The organism is uncultured Algibacter sp. (assembly GCF_947495925.1).
Classification (GTDB): domain Bacteria; phylum Bacteroidota; class Bacteroidia; order Flavobacteriales; family Flavobacteriaceae; genus Algibacter_E.
The window spans coordinates 443,506-459,775 of record NZ_CANMAU010000001.1 but is presented as its reverse complement, the minus strand read 5'-3'; the positions used below and the strand labels follow the sequence as shown (position 1 = coordinate 459,775).

11 protein-coding genes are annotated in these 16,270 nt (G+C 33.3%); 10 read left to right on the top strand and 1 reads right to left on the bottom strand.

The window, feature by feature from the left end; genetic code table 11:
- Nucleotides 1-34: 34 nt before the first annotated feature.
- The 9 genes from uvrC to Q0857_RS02025 all read left to right on the top strand — a co-directional run bounded on the left by uvrC (nt 35) and on the right by Q0857_RS02025 (nt 12,263).
- Nucleotides 35-1,828 carry an excinuclease ABC subunit UvrC gene (gene uvrC, locus Q0857_RS02065; RefSeq protein ID WP_298531409.1) on the top strand — a complete coding sequence of 598 codons (1,794 nt, stop codon included), beginning with the start codon at nt 35-37 and terminating at the stop codon, nt 1,826-1,828.
- 24 nt (nt 1,829-1,852) lie between these two features.
- Nucleotides 1,853-4,096: a patatin-like phospholipase family protein gene (locus Q0857_RS02060; protein ID WP_298531407.1), complete on the top strand. Its 2,244-nt coding sequence runs from the start codon at nt 1,853-1,855 to the stop codon at nt 4,094-4,096.
- Between the two features lie 249 nt (nt 4,097-4,345).
- A complete protein-coding gene (locus Q0857_RS02055; RefSeq protein ID WP_298531404.1) occupies nt 4,346-5,500 on the top strand; it encodes a homogentisate 1,2-dioxygenase in 1,155 nt (384 codons plus the stop codon).
- 148 nt (nt 5,501-5,648) lie between these two features.
- Nucleotides 5,649-6,809, top strand: a complete 1,161-nt coding sequence (gene hppD / locus Q0857_RS02050; RefSeq protein WP_298531401.1) for a 4-hydroxyphenylpyruvate dioxygenase — start codon at nt 5,649-5,651, stop codon at nt 6,807-6,809.
- Nucleotides 6,810-7,095: 286 nt separating this feature from the next.
- A complete protein-coding gene (locus Q0857_RS02045) occupies nt 7,096-7,878 on the top strand; it encodes a DUF3108 domain-containing protein (protein WP_298531397.1) in 783 nt (260 codons plus the stop codon).
- A 4-nt stretch (nt 7,879-7,882) separates the two neighbouring features.
- Nucleotides 7,883-8,800, top strand: a complete 918-nt coding sequence (locus Q0857_RS02040) for a tryptophan 2,3-dioxygenase family protein (RefSeq protein WP_298531394.1) — start codon at nt 7,883-7,885, stop codon at nt 8,798-8,800.
- Nucleotides 8,758-10,095 (top strand): peptidoglycan DD-metalloendopeptidase family protein, encoded by a 1,338-nt coding sequence (locus Q0857_RS02035; RefSeq protein ID WP_298531392.1) that lies wholly within the window; start codon nt 8,758-8,760, stop codon nt 10,093-10,095. The genes Q0857_RS02040 and Q0857_RS02035 overlap by 43 nt, the downstream gene beginning before the upstream one ends.
- A 2-nt stretch (nt 10,096-10,097) precedes the next feature.
- Nucleotides 10,098-11,717, top strand: coding sequence for a glucose-6-phosphate isomerase (gene pgi, locus Q0857_RS02030; protein ID WP_298531390.1), 1,620 nt, complete (start codon nt 10,098-10,100; stop codon nt 11,715-11,717).
- A gap of 105 nt (nt 11,718-11,822) precedes the next feature.
- Nucleotides 11,823-12,263, top strand: coding sequence for a hypothetical protein (locus Q0857_RS02025; RefSeq protein WP_298531387.1), 441 nt, complete (start codon nt 11,823-11,825; stop codon nt 12,261-12,263).
- Nucleotide 12,264: 1 nt separating this feature from the next.
- Here the strand turns inward: Q0857_RS02025 and Q0857_RS02020 are convergent, their stop codons facing one another.
- Nucleotides 12,265-13,320, bottom strand: a complete 1,056-nt coding sequence (locus Q0857_RS02020; RefSeq protein ID WP_298531384.1) for an endonuclease/exonuclease/phosphatase family protein — start codon at nt 13,318-13,320, stop codon at nt 12,265-12,267.
- Between the two features lie 114 nt (nt 13,321-13,434).
- On the opposite strand from Q0857_RS02020, the gene Q0857_RS02015 reads away from it, so the two are divergent.
- On the top strand, nt 13,435-16,248 hold the full coding sequence (locus Q0857_RS02015; RefSeq protein ID WP_298531381.1) for a TonB-dependent receptor: 2,814 nt from the start codon (nt 13,435-13,437) through the stop codon (nt 16,246-16,248).
- Nucleotides 16,249-16,270: the final 22 nt, after the last annotated feature.

Genomic DNA, 16,270 nt, shown 5'->3' with positions numbered 1-16,270 from the left:
AGATAATTACTATTTAGTATATACCTTTACCATAATGGATACCCCCGATTTAGAGATACAATTAAAAACCTTACCTAATCAACCCGGAGTTTATCAATACTACGATAAGGAGGGTACGATTATCTATGTCGGAAAAGCCAAAAATTTAAAAAAACGCGTAAGTTCTTATTTTACAAAAACACATGATTATGGTAAAACAAGAGTTCTTGTAAAAAAAATTGCAGATATAAAGCATATTGTAGTAGATACCGAAACTGATGCTCTTTTATTAGAGAACAATCTGATAAAAAAATATCAACCAAGATATAATGTATTGTTAAAAGACGATAAGTCTTACCCTTGGATTTGTATTAAGAATGAACGCTTTCCAAGAGTGTTTTCAACCCGTCGTGTGTTTAAAGATGGCAGTGAATATTTTGGGCCTTATACTAGCGGAAAAACGGTTCATACGTTACTTGACTTAATTAAGGGTTTGTATAGTTTAAGAACGTGTAATTATGATTTGGCTCAGGAAAAAATTGAAGCTGGAAAGTATAAAGTATGCTTAGAATACCATCTAGGTAATTGTAAAGGACCATGTGAAGGCTATGAAACCATAGAGGAATACAACGAGAATATAAAAGCCATTAAAGAAATATTAAAAGGTAATTTTAAAGACTCTCTCTCTCAGTTTAAAACCCAAATGAAAGCTTTTGCAGAAAACATGCAGTTTGAAGAAGCTCAAAAAATAAAAGAAAAAGTTGAGGTTCTAGAAAATTATCAGGCAAAGTCGACCATTATAAATCCAAAAATAAGTAATGTAGATGTGTTTTCCATTACAAGTGACGAAAGTTATGGATATGTTAACTTTTTGCAATTGTCATACGGATCTATCATACGTTCTCATACCTTAGAGATTAAAAAGAAGTTGGATGAAACAGATGAAGAGTTACTAGGACTGGCCATTACTGAAATTAGGCAACGTTTTAATTCCAACTCAAAAGAAATCTACGTCCCTTTTAAGATAGCTTTAGGTGAAGATGTGAAAGTGACTATTCCTAAATTGGGAGATAAAAAACACATTCTAGATTTATCATTAAGAAACGCAAAGTATTATAGAATGGACCGTTTCAAACAGATGAAGATTGTTGATCCTGATAGACATGCAAATAGAATTATGGCTCAAATGAAAGCAGATTTAAGACTTTCAGAAGAACCAAGACATATTGAGTGTTTTGATAATTCAAACATTCAAGGTACACATCCGGTGGCGGCATGTGTGGTATTTAAAAATGGAAAACCTAGTAAAAAAGAGTATCGTCATTTCAATATTAAAACCGTTGAAGGACCAGATGATTTTGCATCTATGGAAGAAGTGGTTTATAGACGATACAGGCGTTTGGTTGAAGAAAATCAACCTTTGCCACAACTTATTATTATTGATGGGGGTAAAGGGCAGTTATCTTCGGCTTTAAAAAGTTTGGATGAGTTAAAGTTGAGAGGTACGATTGCTATCATCGGAATTGCTAAACGTTTAGAAGAGTTATTTTATCCAGAAGACCCAATTCCGCTATATTTAGATAAGAAAAGTGAAACACTCAAGATTATTCAACAATTGCGCAATGAAGCACACCGTTTTGGCATTGAACATCATAGAAATAAACGAAGTAAAACAGCGTTAAATACAGAACTAGAAACGATTCAAGGCGTAGGAGAAAAAACAGTTGTAGAATTGTTGAGACATTTTAAATCTGCTAAGCGCGTTGCCAATGCTAAGTTGGATGAGTTAGAGGCTGTAGTTGGCGTATCCCGAGCAGAAAAGGTTTATAACTATTATCATGAGAAATAAAATAACGCATTTCTAAATTATATTTTGAAGTACTTTTTTATCATATTAACTTTATGTCTACTTTCTTTATTTTCCGTGCAAGCGCAACATAAAACAGAAGCGAATAGCCCAAAAGTTGGTTTAGTTTTAAGTGGTGGTGGCGCAAAAGGATTAGCACATATTGGAGCCTTAAAGGTTATTGATAGCCTTGGTGTTAAAATTGACTATGTAGCAGGAACTAGTATGGGAGCAATAATAGGCGGGCTGTATGCTTCTGGTTATACAGGAAACCAGTTGGATTCTATATTTCAAATTTTAGATTTTGATAAAGTTATAAATGACGATTTGCCAAGGGTTTCAAAAACATCTTACGAACGTGGTAACGACGATAAGTATGCTGTAAAACTTCCATTTGATAGACTTAAAGTTAAATTACCTTCTGCACTTTCTAAGGGTTATAATGTATATAGTTTGCTGTTAGAGTCGCTTATTCATGTGAGTCAAATTCACGATTTTGAGAAGTTACCCATTCCATTTTTTTGTATAGCAACAGATGCTGAAACTGGAGAACAAGTTATTTTAGATAAGGGAGATTTACCTCAATCCATATTGGCAAGTGGTGCATTGCCATCAGTTTTTCAACCCGTTATTATTGAAGATCAAGTATTAATAGATGGTGGTGTTGCTAATAATTATCCTATAGATGAGTTACGTGCCAAAGGTATGGATGTTATTATAGGTGTTGATGTACAAGATGGGCTTCGAAATCGAGAAGAATTAGAATCAGCACCAGATGTGCTCATACAAATAAATAATTTCAGAACAATTAATGATATGAAATTAAAAGCTGAAAAAACCGATATTTATGTTAAGCCTGATATTATTGGATTTAACGTGGTTTCTTTTAGTGAAGGCAATCAAATTATTGCGAACGGTAAAGTGGCTGCCATGAAAGAATTAAGTAGACTGAGTGCTTTGACTCGTAAAGAAAGTAATGATTTAATTTCAGAAGTAAAGCCAAAACCCATCGATAGTATTAAGGTAAATCATGTGCATTTAAAAGGGAATAACAAATATACAAGAGCTTATGTGTTAGGGAAATTGAGGTTAAAGGATAATGAAAAGGTTAGCTATAAGGATTTAAAAAAAGGGATGAATCGTTTGGAAGCAACCAATAACTTTGATGCCATAAAATATGAATTTATAAAAGTTGAAGGAGAAGAAGGTTATGATATCAATACAATAGTTACAGAAACTGAACAAAGTTTATTTTTAAAACTAGGAATTCATTATGATGAGTTATACAAGAGTGCTGCTCTAGTTAATGTTACTAAAAAGAGATTATTTTTTAAAAATGATGTGGCATCTTTAGACTTTATTCTCGGAGATAATGTTAGATATAATTTTGAGTATTTAGTTGATAGAGGTTTTTATTGGAGTATTGGTGTGAAATCTAGGTATAATCAATTTGATAGAAATATTAACCCTCTGTTATTAATTGATGATCCCGTTTTGTTGAATGCAGGAGGAGTAAGCAAAATTGATGTTAAGCTAAAAGATTTTACCAATCAATTTTATCTGCAAACCCTATTTTTAAGAGATTTTGCTTTAAGTATGGGAGTTGAACATAAAAACTTAGAAATAGATACAGAGACTATTTCTAGAGATAATTCAAATACGAATTTAAGCTTTGAAAGTACAAATTTTTTAAGCCTGTTTGGTGAGTTGAAACTAGATACTTACAGCAATATGTATTTTCCCAAGAGAGGAGTTTATTTCAATGGAGATTTGCATATTTATTTCTTGTCATCGAGTCAAGGAGATGATTTTAAGAATTTCTCAATAGCCAAAGCTAATATGGGTTATGCTTTTAGTGTAACCGATAAGTTAGCATTTAATCTACAAACAGGGGGTGGTTTTAAAATAGGAGATACATCAACACAAGCTTTAGACTTTGCCTTAGGCGGCTATGGAAGTAATTTCATCAATAATTTTATACCGTTTTTAGGTTATGATTTTGTGTCTTTAACAGGGAACAGTTTTGTTAAAGCATCTGCGGTGGCAGATTATGAGGTTTTTAAAAAGCATCACATAACTTTGGAGGGGAATTGGTCAAATATAGCTGATAATATTTTTGAAACAGGAGAGTGGTTTACCTTGCCAGATTATAGGGGTTATGCATTGGGATATGGGCTAGAAACCTTTTTAGGTCCTGTTCAAATAAAATATAGTTATTCTCCTGAACAGAAAAATAGCACATGGTTTTTTAATGTTGGATTTTGGTTTTGACAATTTAGTTGTCAATTATATGAATATGAGAACCTTTCAAAATTTCATATGGGTTGTTTTCTAAATAAATTCCCGATATTTGTATCACTATGGATCTTTTCTGGAAAGACTTATTAGCATTTCTTCACTACCTCATCAAGCGCAATCCTGAGTGAGTATACTTTTTGTATCTTTATATGTATTAGCTATTTAACTATTTAAGCAAGTTTTAAATAGTAGATAATAATTAATTTTTAAAATAAAAAAAGTATGCCTTTTTATCATAAATTAGGAAGTATTCCACATAAACGCCACACCCAATTTAAGAAACCCGATGGTAGCTTGTATTACGAACAATTATTTGGTACTATCGGTTTCGATGGTATGTCAACAAATAGTTATCATGAGCAACGACCTACGCAAGTAAAATCCATAAGGAAACAATATAATGTTGCGCCTAAAATTGCTTTAAAAAATAATATAAAGTCGTATCGTTTAAAAGGATTCCAAGTACAACCAATAAAGGATTATTTAGAAAGTAGAAAAACCATATTAATAAATAGCGACTGTGCGATTATTTTGGCTGCGCCTAAACAATCAACGTTAGATTATTTTTATAAAAACACAGATGCCGATGAGCTTTTATTTATACATAAAGGTTCGGGAAAGTTAAGAACCATGCTTGGTAATCTAGATTTTAAATATGGCGATTATTTACTAATCCCTAGAGGGAGTATTTATAAAATAGATTTTGATACTGAAGATAATAGATTGTTTATCGTTGAATCTCGCAGGCCCATATATACGCCAAAACGATATAGAAATTGGTTTGGGCAACTTCTAGAACACTCGCCATTTTGCGAGCGAGATATTCGTAGGCCAGAAGAGTTAGAAACCTATAATCAGTCTGGAGACTTTTTAATTAAAGTTAAAAAGCAAGACGATATTATTGAAATGGTTTACGCATCGCATCCCTTTGATGTGGTTGGTTACGATGGTTATAATTATCCGTATGCGTTTTCTATTCACGACTTTGAGCCTGTAACGGGACGAGTACACCAACCGCCACCAGTGCATCAAACGTTCGAAACAGATGCTTTTGTAGTGTGTAGTTTTGTGCCCCGATTGTACGACTATCATCCACAAGCTATTCCTGCTCCATATAATCATAGCAATATTGATAGTGATGAGGTTTTATATTATGTGGATGGCGATTTTATGAGTAGAAATGATATTGAAGCTGGTCATATATCATTACACCCAGCAGGCATTCCTCATGGTCCACATCCAGGAGCCACTGAACGCAGTATAGGTAAAACGGAGACCGAAGAATTAGCCGTTATGGTCGATACTTTTAAACCGTTAATGGTCACTGAAGATGCCATGCAAATAGCAGATGAAGATTATTATAAATCATGGTTATAATAGTTTTTTTGGAGCTGTTCCTGCTTTTCGCTATATCTTTTTTGAGAAAGACAAAAAAGGATGCCACTGCAATCAGGGCTAAAAACCAATCGTTAGGTTTTTACTTGACGAATAAACAATTAACTTATCAATAAATAACATTAAGAAAATGAGTAAAGACATAAAATCAGTAAACTACGGATTAGAAAAAATATTTGAAGGTGCACAAGATTTTTTACCGCTTCTAGGAACCGACTATGTAGAGTTTTATGTGGGTAATGCCAAACAAGCTGCGCATTTTTACAAAACAGCATTTGGTTTTCAATCTTATGCTTATAGAGGTCTAGAAACAGGTTCCAAAGATCAAGTAAGTTACGTGCTAAAACAAGATAAAATTAAATTGGTTTTAACAACACCTTTAACGAGTAAATCATCTTTAAATGAGCATATTGTAAAACATGGTGATGGTGTAAAAGTAATAGCTCTTTGGGTTGAAGATGCTAGGAAAGCTTATGTAGAAACGACAAGCAGAGGGGCAAAATCGTATATGAAGCCTTTTGTTGAAAGCGATGAATATGGCGAAGTAGTTAGAGCAGGTATTTATACTTACGGAGAAACGGTACATATGTTTGTAGAGCGGAAAAATTACAAAGGGGCTTTTTTACCAGGATTTATAGAGTGGAAATCTGATTATAACCCTAAATCAGCAGGCTTAAAATATATAGACCATATGGTTGGTAATGTTGGTTGGGGGCAAATGAATACTTGGGTAAAGTGGTATGAAGATGTTATGGGGTTTGAGAATTTTTTATCTTTTGATGATAAACAAATACATACAGAATACTCTGCGCTTATGAGTAAAGTGATGAGCAATGGTAATGGACGGATAAAATTTCCGATAAACGAACCGGCAAAAGGCAAAAAGAAATCGCAGATTGAAGAATATCTCGATTTTTATGAAGGTGCAGGTGTCCAACATATTGCTGTGGCCACTGATGATATTATTAATACCGTATCGCAACTAAGACAATCTGGTGTTGAGTTTTTGTCAAAACCTCCTGAAGCATATTATAAAGCAGTTCCCGGGCGTTTGGAGGAATATAGTCATGAACTTAGGGAGGATATTGAAACTTTAAAAAACCTGGGGATTATGATTGATGCCGATGAGGAAGGCTATTTATTGCAAATATTCACTAAACCTGTTGAAGATAGACCCACTTTGTTTTTTGAAATTATTCAACGTATGGGGGCTCGTGGTTTTGGAGCAGGAAATTTTAAGGCTTTGTTTGAGTCTATTGAAAGAGAACAGGCTTATAGAGGAACATTATAGCCCTAAATTAAGTGTTAGTTTTACCTGCTGAATTTATTGGCAGGTTTTTTTGCGTTAAGGATTAAAGGGGTATCCTTCTTTGAGACACTATAAAAAGATATACCAGAAAGCCTGACCGTAGTGAGAACGCCCAAATAATTAGTAATTATAACAATTCTAACAGAACTATAACATTCCAAGAGGCGTCTAAATCAATTAAATTTTTATTTTTGGAATAGTAATTGTATTTCTACTATTCACAATAATTTGTAATTATTAGAGTTACTTAGAAATTACCCCAACTATCATGAAAAAGGCAGTATTAGTTTTTTCTTTAATTTTTTCGATGCAAGCGGTATTTGCTCAGCAAGATTCGGCTTTCGGTGCAGGTGAGTGGTTTAAGTTTAAAATGAGTTATAGTAACTGGTTGAAAGCTGGTAATGCCACATTGCAAGTAAAACATGCAAACTTAAATAATAAGCAGGTGTATCATGTGGTAGGCAAAGGCTGGACTACAGGTATGATAAAATGGTTCTTTAAAGTAAAAGATCGCTACGAAAGCTATATGGATAAGGATTCTATTATGCCATATAAATTTATTAGAAATATTGACGAAGGTGGGCACACTAAGGATATAGTTATCGATTTTGACCAAAAAGAAAACAAAGCCAAAGTAAATAATAGAAAACACAAAACCATAAAAACCATTGATACCAAACCTAATATTCAGGACATGGTATCTACATTTTATTATTTACGTAATAATCTTGATACTAATAATCTTAAGCAAGGTGATGAAGTGCGAATAGATATGTTTTTTGACGAAGAGAATTACGGTTTTAAGTTAAAATACCTTGGCGAGGAAATTATTGAAACAGAATTTGGTACCGTTGCGTCTTTAAAATTTAGGCCTTATGTTATGGCAGGGCGTGTTTTTAAAGAGGAAGAAAGTTTAACGCTATGGGTGTCTAAAGATAAAAATAAAGTACCTTTACGTATTAAAGCAGACTTAGCTGTGGGCTCGTTAAGAGCCGATTTAGAAGCTTATAAAGGGTTGAAACATCCTTTTAAAATAGTTGTTAATAATTGAGAATTTGAGTGCTAAACTTTCCAAAAAGCTAAAAGACAAATACGATGCTATAGACCAAGATGTGGAAACACATTTAGAAGGTTTATTACATAGCAAACCCATTAATTATTGGGACTATATTCAAACCGATGCGCTTTTAAACATGCAAGTGCAACGCACGGTTTTTCCAGATGAGAAAGTCTTTATCATGTATCATCAAATATCTGAGTTACTTTTCAAAATGATTCTTAGTGAAATTGAGCAAGTGGCTAAAAATCATGATATTTCAGTTGTTACTTTTACAGATAAAATTATGCGTGTGAGTAGGTATTTTGATGTACTCACATCATCATTTAGTATCATGAAGGATGGTATGGATATCGATCAATATAACCAATTTAGAACAACATTGGTGCCAGCAAGTGGATTTCAAAGTGCCCAATACCGGAAAATTGAGTTTGCGTCTACAGAATTAATTAACCTTATTGATAAAAGATTTCGTGCTACTATTGATAGAAATTCGTCTTATGAGCATGCTTTTGAGCATTTGTATTGGCAAGCCGCAGGGAAAGACTACGAAACAGGTAAAAAGACCTATACTTTAACAGCATTTGAAGAGCGCTATAAGGAAGAATTTATTAGATTTACCAAATTTTATCAAACTAACAATTTATGGAGCAAATTTAAGGGCTTACCCAAAGATGCTCAAACTAATAAAGATTTGATAAAAGCTATGAGACATTATGACTTTACTGTCAATATAAAATGGGTCATGGCTCATTATAATACGGCAAATCATTATTTAAATATTGGTGGCGAAACTGCCGAAGCTACTGGGGGAAGCGAGTGGGTGAAATATATGCATCCAAAATATCAAAAAAGAATATTTTTTCCAGATTTATGGACAGAGAAAGAAACAGCAGATTGGGGAACAAATATATAATACTAGTACTTATTGCCTTAGTTCTATGGGCATGTAAAGAAGATCCAAAAGAAGAAATTGTTGAAGAGGAAGCGGTGGTTGAAGCACCTGTAAAAGAGGTTGTTGAATTCGGCTTTAATTTAGATGATTTTGTTGTAAAAAGAGATACCATTAAAAGTGGAGATAGTTTTGGTGAGATTTTAGAAAGAAATAATGTTGGTTATCCTAAAATATTTCATATTGCTGAAAAAGCTAAGGATACTTTTGATATAAGACGATTACAGGTGGGAAAACCTTATACCCTTTTATGCTCAAAGGATTCTTTAGAATTACCTCAGTCTTTTATTTATCAGCCTAACCTAGAGGAATATGTTGTTATTAATTTTAAAGATTCCATACATGCCTATACCAGTAAAAAGCCTATTACATACATCGAAAAAGTAGCGACAGGGGTTATAAATAGTAGTATTTCTTTAACTCTGGAAGAGCAAGGGCTAAGTCCGAGGTTAGCCTATAAGCTTGCCGACGAAATTTATGCATGGACTATTGATTTTAGAAGACTTCAAAAAGGAGATCGTTTTAAAGTAATTTACACAGACAAGTACATTGATGATAGTATTTATACTGGAGTCCATGATATTAAGGCCGCTTATTTTGAGCACAACAAGGAGGCTTTTTATGCTTTTGAGTTTATGACTGATTCTGTTAAGGAGATAAAAGATTATTTTAATGAAGAGGCAAAAAATTTACGTAGAGCCTTTTTAAAAGCGCCAGTTAAATTTAGTAGAATTTCTTCGAGATACAACTTAAAAAGACGAATTGCCGTTTACGGTTATAGGGTAAGAGCCCATAAAGGAACAGATTTTGCAGCTCCAATAGGTACACCAATTATGGCTACGGCTAATGGAACCGTAACAAAATCTGAAAGACGTGGCGGAAATGGTAATTATGTAAAAATAAGACATAATGCGACTTACGAAACTCAATACTTACACATGAGAAAACGTAATGTAAAAGTAGGACAGTTTGTAAAACAAGGTGATGTAATTGGATGGGTTGGGATGACTGGGAACACGGGTGGACCTCATGTATGTTATCGTTTTTGGGTAAATGGTAGGCAGGTTGATCCGTTTAAGCAGAAGTTACCTGAGGCCAAACCTATATCTGATTCATTGAAAGTTAAATACCTTGACTTTATACAGCCTATTAGAAAACAGCTTGACGATATTCATTTTTTAGAAGATGTTTTCGAAGAGCAAAATCAACCAGAACATATAATAAAACAAAATAACAATTCTATATCACTTAACCATTAATCATGGCACTACCAAGTATTAACCCGACTACCACGAATGCGTGGAGAAAACTACAAACGCATTTTGAAACTATAAAAGATATTCAAATGAAAGATTTATTTGCTCAGGATCAAGAAAGAGCAAATAAGTTCACTATCAAATGGAACGATTTTTACCTAGATTTTTCAAAAAATAGAATAACAGAAGAAACCTTTAAATATTTACTGGAATTAGCTGATGATGTTAAGTTGAAGGAAGCCATTCAAAGTCAGTTTTCAGGTGAAATAATAAATCAAACAGAAAGGAGAGCGGTTTTGCATAGTGCTTTAAGAGCACCTAAATCAGCTAATTTTAAAGTGAATGGTGTTAATGTAATGCCAGAGGTTTATGCCGTAAAAGAGAAAATAGAAGGCTTTACCAATGAAGTTGTAAACGGTGATAGAAAAGGTTTTACAGGAAAAGCTTTTACCGATGTTGTAAATATAGGTATTGGAGGATCAGATTTAGGGCCTGCAATGGTTGTAGATTCATTACAATATTATAAAAATAACTTAACTACGCATTTTGTAAGTAATGTAGATGGCGACCATGTTAATGAGGTTATTAAAAATCTAGATCCCGAAACAACTTTATTCGTAATTGTTTCGAAAACTTTTACGACACAGGAAACACTTTCAAATGCAAATACATTAAAAAAGTGGTTTTTAGAATCGGCAACTGAGAACGCTATAGCAAAACATTTTGTAGCGGTGTCTACAAACATTGAAAAGGTAAAAGGTTTTGGGATTGATGCTAATAATATTTTTCCAATGTGGGATTGGGTTGGAGGTCGTTTTTCGCTTTGGAGTGCGGTTGGTTTAACCATTAGTTTAGCTATGGGCTATGATAATTTTGATAGCTTGTTAAAAGGTGCTAACGAAATGGATGAGCATTTTAAAACTGAAGATTTCGACTCTAATATTCCAGTTGTTTTAGCACTTATTAGTGTGTGGTATAACAATTTCTTTAATGCAGAAAGTGAAGCTATCATTCCTTACTCTCAATACCTTAATCAGTTTGCAACATATTTACAGCAGGGTATTATGGAGAGTAATGGAAAAAGCGTGGATAGAAATGGAAACCCGATTGACTACCAAACAGGTACTATTATTTGGGGAGAACCCGGAACGAATTCACAGCATGCGTTTTTCCAATTAATACATCAAGGAACAAAATTAATTCCAGCAGATTTTATTGGTTTTGTTAAGTCTTTACATGGAAATCAAGATCATCAAGATAAGTTAACATCTAATTTCTTAGCTCAAACCGAAGCTTTGTTAAATGGTAAAACTGAAGCTGCAGTAGTGGCAGAAGGTACTAACGAGTCTATCATTCCTTATAAAATTTTCAAAGGAAATAAACCAACCAATACTATTTTTATTGATAAGCTTTCTCCAGAAAGCTTAGGGAAACTTATTGCTATGTACGAGCATAAAATATTTGTACAAGGTATTATATGGAATATATTTAGTTATGACCAGTTTGGCGTGGAGTTAGGTAAACAATTGGCTAGCAAAATATTACAAGAGTTTGGTGATGATCCAGTTAGGGATCATGATTCTTCAACAGCCAATCTGTTAAATTATTATAAGAGCAAGTCTTAGATTTAGTCGATACTCTGAAATTTATAGAAACCGCTTCAAATTGAAGCGGTTTTTTTATGTTATTAATTACTACATTTGTTTTTTAATTTTTTAAATAAAATAATCATGTACGACATTGTAAAAACAGTTCATTCCTATTGGGCATATTTAGTACTATTAGTTTTACTTATTGCAACCGTGAATGCTTTAGTTAAAACTTTTGGTGATAAAGAATATGAAGCTAATGATTTTAGACGGTCGCTGTTTGCTTTAATCGTATCTCACATACAATTGTTAATTGGGTTAGTGCTATATTTTGTGTCTCCACGTTTACAAATGTTTAGCGAGTTAGGTATGGGAGGTGTTATGAAAGACGCTGTGAATAGGTTGTATTTGGTTGAACACCCTTTTGTAAATATTATTGCGGTTGCTTTAATTACAATTGGTTATTCAAAACATAAAAAGAAATTAACATCGCATGCTAAATTGAAGACAATTGCTGTTTTCTATACCATAGCACTGGTGTTGTTTTTATCTAGAATTCCTTGGAGCTCTTGGGTAGGCTAAATTACTCTTTATAGACTTCTTTAATAAGATAAATGTATACAGGAAAATGGTCGCTGTACCCGTTTGTAAACGATCCGCTTGACCAACTCCTATAAGGATAACCTTTGTACCTGCCTTTTTGATGTACAAGGTAGTGCTTGTTATAAATCCCTGCCTTATAGAATCTATATGAGCTGTAGTCTTTTTTAAGTAAAGGCGCTGTAACTATAATTTGATCAAATAAACTCCAATTATCTCTATAAGCAGTTGTACCTAAACCGTTCTTATAAAAATCTGAAAATGGATTATAAAGCGCCTTTAAAGGTACTCTATTGCTATCTGTTTTTGACTTTAGTATATGTTTTACACTAGCGTTATTTGGATTATCATTTAAATCACCCATGATAAAAATTTTAGCATAGGGATCAATGGCTTGTAAAGAATCTACTAAGAATTTGTTCAACTTTGCTGCTGCAACACGTTTAGGTCTGCTTCGGGCTTCACCTCCTCTTCTTGATGGCCAATGATTAACAATGATATGCATTAGCTCACCTTCAAGTTTTCCGCTTACCAAAAGTTGATCTCTAGTATAAATGCGCTTTTGGTCTTGATCATCATAAATTTTTAATTCGTGTGCGCTTGTTTTTAATGGAGTAAATGTCTTTTTTTGATAAAGCAAAGCCACATCAATACCGCGAGAGTCTGAAGATTCATAATGGATAATGCCATAATCTTTAGCTACCAGTAACGAATCATTAACTAAATCTTCTAAAACCATTTTGTTTTCAACTTCACAGACTCCCAGAATACTTGGAGTATTTTGCGTATCAGTATAGCCGATATTCGCAATAACCTTAGTCATGTTTTTAATTTTCTGTTTGTAGGCTTCGGTTTTACTCGATTTCAACTCCATTATAGGACTATATTCATCCAGTTTAATAGGGTCATTAATTGTATCAAATAGGTTTTCCAGGTTATAGAATGCCAGAGTGTGAATTTTAAATTTTTTGTCTTGTGCATCTAGTGAGAAGACTAATCCAAAAAAAAATATAAAAAAGGATAGTTTTTGGTAATACATACTATTAATCTTTAAAACGTATAATATTTATTACAAAATATATTTCTAATGTAAGTATTTTTTGTATAAATTATGTATTTTACTACTTTAAAGTAAGTTTTTAAAACAAAATAAATGATATTTAAGATGAAGAACATGTTGTTTTTTGTTTTCTGTTGCTTCTCTTCTATATCCTTTTATGGACAGCAAACACTCCTGAAAGGAAGTGTTATTGATGCCGATACTTTTGAGTCAATTGAACGTGTGAAAGTCACTATAGAAGGTACGGAGATTATCGTTTTTACCAACGTTTTAGGTGAATTTGAATTTAATGCTGATGTACCTTTAGGTGAGCAAGTTTTACTAATTTCAAAATTGGGATATCTTTCAAAACGGTTTCCTGTTACCGTAAACCAAGGGAATACGGTCAACATCACTGATATGACCTTAGAAAAAGATGCTTCAAATACTGACGATTTATTCTTAATAACCTTATCTGATGATGAGCTTAATGCTGATACTAGCGGTGCTGATAATATTTCAGGGTTATTAGCTTCTTCTTTAGATGTATTTCAAAGAACAGTTGCTTTTGAGTTTAGTGCATCTTTTTTTAGGGCCCGAGGTCTTGATTCTAATAATGGAGCTATTCTGATTAATGGTATTGAAATGAATAAAGCTTTTAATGGTCGTCCCCAATGGAGTAATTGGGGAGGAATAAATGATGTATTAAGAAATCAAGAATTAGCTTCTGGATGGTCTCCTTCTAGCTACAGTTTTGGAAGAGTACTTGGCACCACAAATATAAATGTTAGGGCATCGCAATCTAGGCCTGGTGGCAGAGTCACATACTCATCATCAAATAGAAGCTATTCTAATCGAATCATGGCTACATATGGTTCTGGATTGTTAAAAAATAATTGGGCGTATACAGTTTCAATTGGAAGACGTTGGGGAGACGAAGGCTATCAACATGCTACATTATATAGTTCCAATTCACTATATGTTGCCTTAGAAAAGAAGTTAAGTGATGACCACAGTTTAAACTTTACCGGGATATATACACCAAATAGACGAGGGAAATCATCTCCCAATACCCAAGAGGTTTATGATTTAAAAGATATTAAATATAATTCTTATTGGGGCTGGCAAGAAGGGAATAAGAGGAATTCAAGAATTAAGACTGTTATTGAGCCTCTATTCATGTTGAATCATTATTGGTCTATAAGTAAAAAAACAGATCTGAACACTAACGTTGGTTATCAGTTTGGAAAACTTAGCAACAGCCGTTTGGATTACAATGGTACAGATTTAATTGATAACATCCCACAAGGTGGTGGCTCAAACCCAAGTCCAACTTATTATCAAAAACTCCCTAGTTATTTTGAGCGAAATTTTCCAGATAATCCGGGTCTAGCATATTTAGCTTTGAAAGAATTTCAAAGGGATGGACAAATTAATTGGAATGCCATGTACCAAGCCAATATTGATAATTCGAAAAATGGAGGAAATGCTATATATGCACTTTATGATGATCGAGTAGATGATACCCAACTAACAATAAATTCTATATTGAATTACGCTATAAATGATAACGTGCTTTTAAATGTAGGTATTAACTATAGCTCTTTAAAATCTGAAAACTTTGCTCAGGTTGAAGATTTACTAGGAGCTTCTACTTACTTAGATATTGATCCTTTTACTAATTCCATTGATGATGCTCAGAATGATCTCCTAAATCCAAATAGAGTTGTTAGAGTAGGTGATAAATTTAAGTACCATTACTATATAATGTCGACGTCGCTTAAGGCATTTGCTCAAGGCCAATTTTCTTATAATACTATTGATTTCTTCTTAGCAGGAAGTGTTACTAATACTAACTATCAAAGAGAAGGGATCTTTAAAAATGGTGGTTTTCCTGATAATTCTTTGGGTATTGGAGAGAAATTATCCTTTACAGGTTTTGGTTTAAAAGGCGGGATAACTTATAAATTATCAGGTAAGCATGTTTTTAATGGGAATGCAGGTTTTATTTCTAGAGCGCCATTTATTCAAAATATATATTCTAATTCCAGAGAAAACCATAATGTAGTTCCTAATATTTCTGAAGAAAACATTTTGTCTTTTGATGCGACTTATTTGTTAAGATCATCAATAGTAAAAGCAAAATTAACAGGGTATTTTACTCAAATTGCCGATGCAAATCAAATTGCTTTTTATTTTGCTGATGGTGTTGGCGGAGATAACTCCATTTTTGTTCAGGAGATTTTGCAAGGTATTGATAAAAAGTTTTTTGGGGTAGAGTTGGGTGTGGAAGCACAGGTAACGTCAACAATCAAATTAAAGGGAGTTGTTGCTATGGGGCAATTTACTTATGATAATAATCCTAATTTATTTTTAACAACAGAACCGAATGAAGCCTCAAAAGAAGCTGGATTTGTTGACGGGTTTAAGGATTTTGGCACTTCTAACCTGAAAAATTATAGATTGGGCAATGGTCCTCAAAATGCCTATTCTTTTGGTTTTGAATATCATGACCCAGACTTTTGGTGGTTTGGTGCTACCGCCAACTTTTTTTCCCGTACTTATTTAAGCATAAACCCTTTAACCAGAACATCTAATTTCAATTTGGATTTCGATGGGAACCCTTTTCCAGATTATGATGAAGAATTGGCGAAAGAATTGTTGAGACAAGAACAGTTTGATAATTATATAGCAATCAACTTAATAGGAGGAAAATCATGGAAACTGGGCAAATATTATCTAGGGTTGTTCGCAAGCGTTAATAATTTGTTAGATGAAGTTTACAAAACAGGTGGTTTTGAGCAAAGAAGAAATGCAAATTATAGGGAATTAAGGGATGATCAAGCTCTGGAAACTCCAGTGTTTGGTTCTAAGTATTGGTATGGTAGAGGAACAACCTATTTCCTTAATTTAAATTTAAGTTTTTAATATATAGTTATCTAGTTAAAGG

Coding starts and splice junctions, on each gene's coding strand:
- pgi (WP_298531390.1), top strand. CDS start 10,098: ATGGCACTACCAAGTATTAACCCGACTACCACGAATGCGTGGAGAAAA.
- Q0857_RS02055 (WP_298531404.1), top strand. CDS start 4,346: ATGCCTTTTTATCATAAATTAGGAAGTATTCCACATAAACGCCACACC.
- hppD (WP_298531401.1), top strand. CDS start 5,649: ATGAGTAAAGACATAAAATCAGTAAACTACGGATTAGAAAAAATATTT.
- Q0857_RS02015 (WP_298531381.1), top strand. CDS start 13,435: ATGATATTTAAGATGAAGAACATGTTGTTTTTTGTTTTCTGTTGCTTC.
- uvrC (WP_298531409.1), top strand. CDS start 35: ATGGATACCCCCGATTTAGAGATACAATTAAAAACCTTACCTAATCAA.
- Q0857_RS02045 (WP_298531397.1), top strand. CDS start 7,096: ATGAAAAAGGCAGTATTAGTTTTTTCTTTAATTTTTTCGATGCAAGCG.
- Q0857_RS02025 (WP_298531387.1), top strand. CDS start 11,823: ATGTACGACATTGTAAAAACAGTTCATTCCTATTGGGCATATTTAGTA.
- Q0857_RS02020 (WP_298531384.1), bottom strand. CDS start 13,320: ATGTATTACCAAAAACTATCCTTTTTTATATTTTTTTTTGGATTAGTC.
- Q0857_RS02035 (WP_298531392.1), top strand. CDS start 8,758: ATGGACAGAGAAAGAAACAGCAGATTGGGGAACAAATATATAATACTA.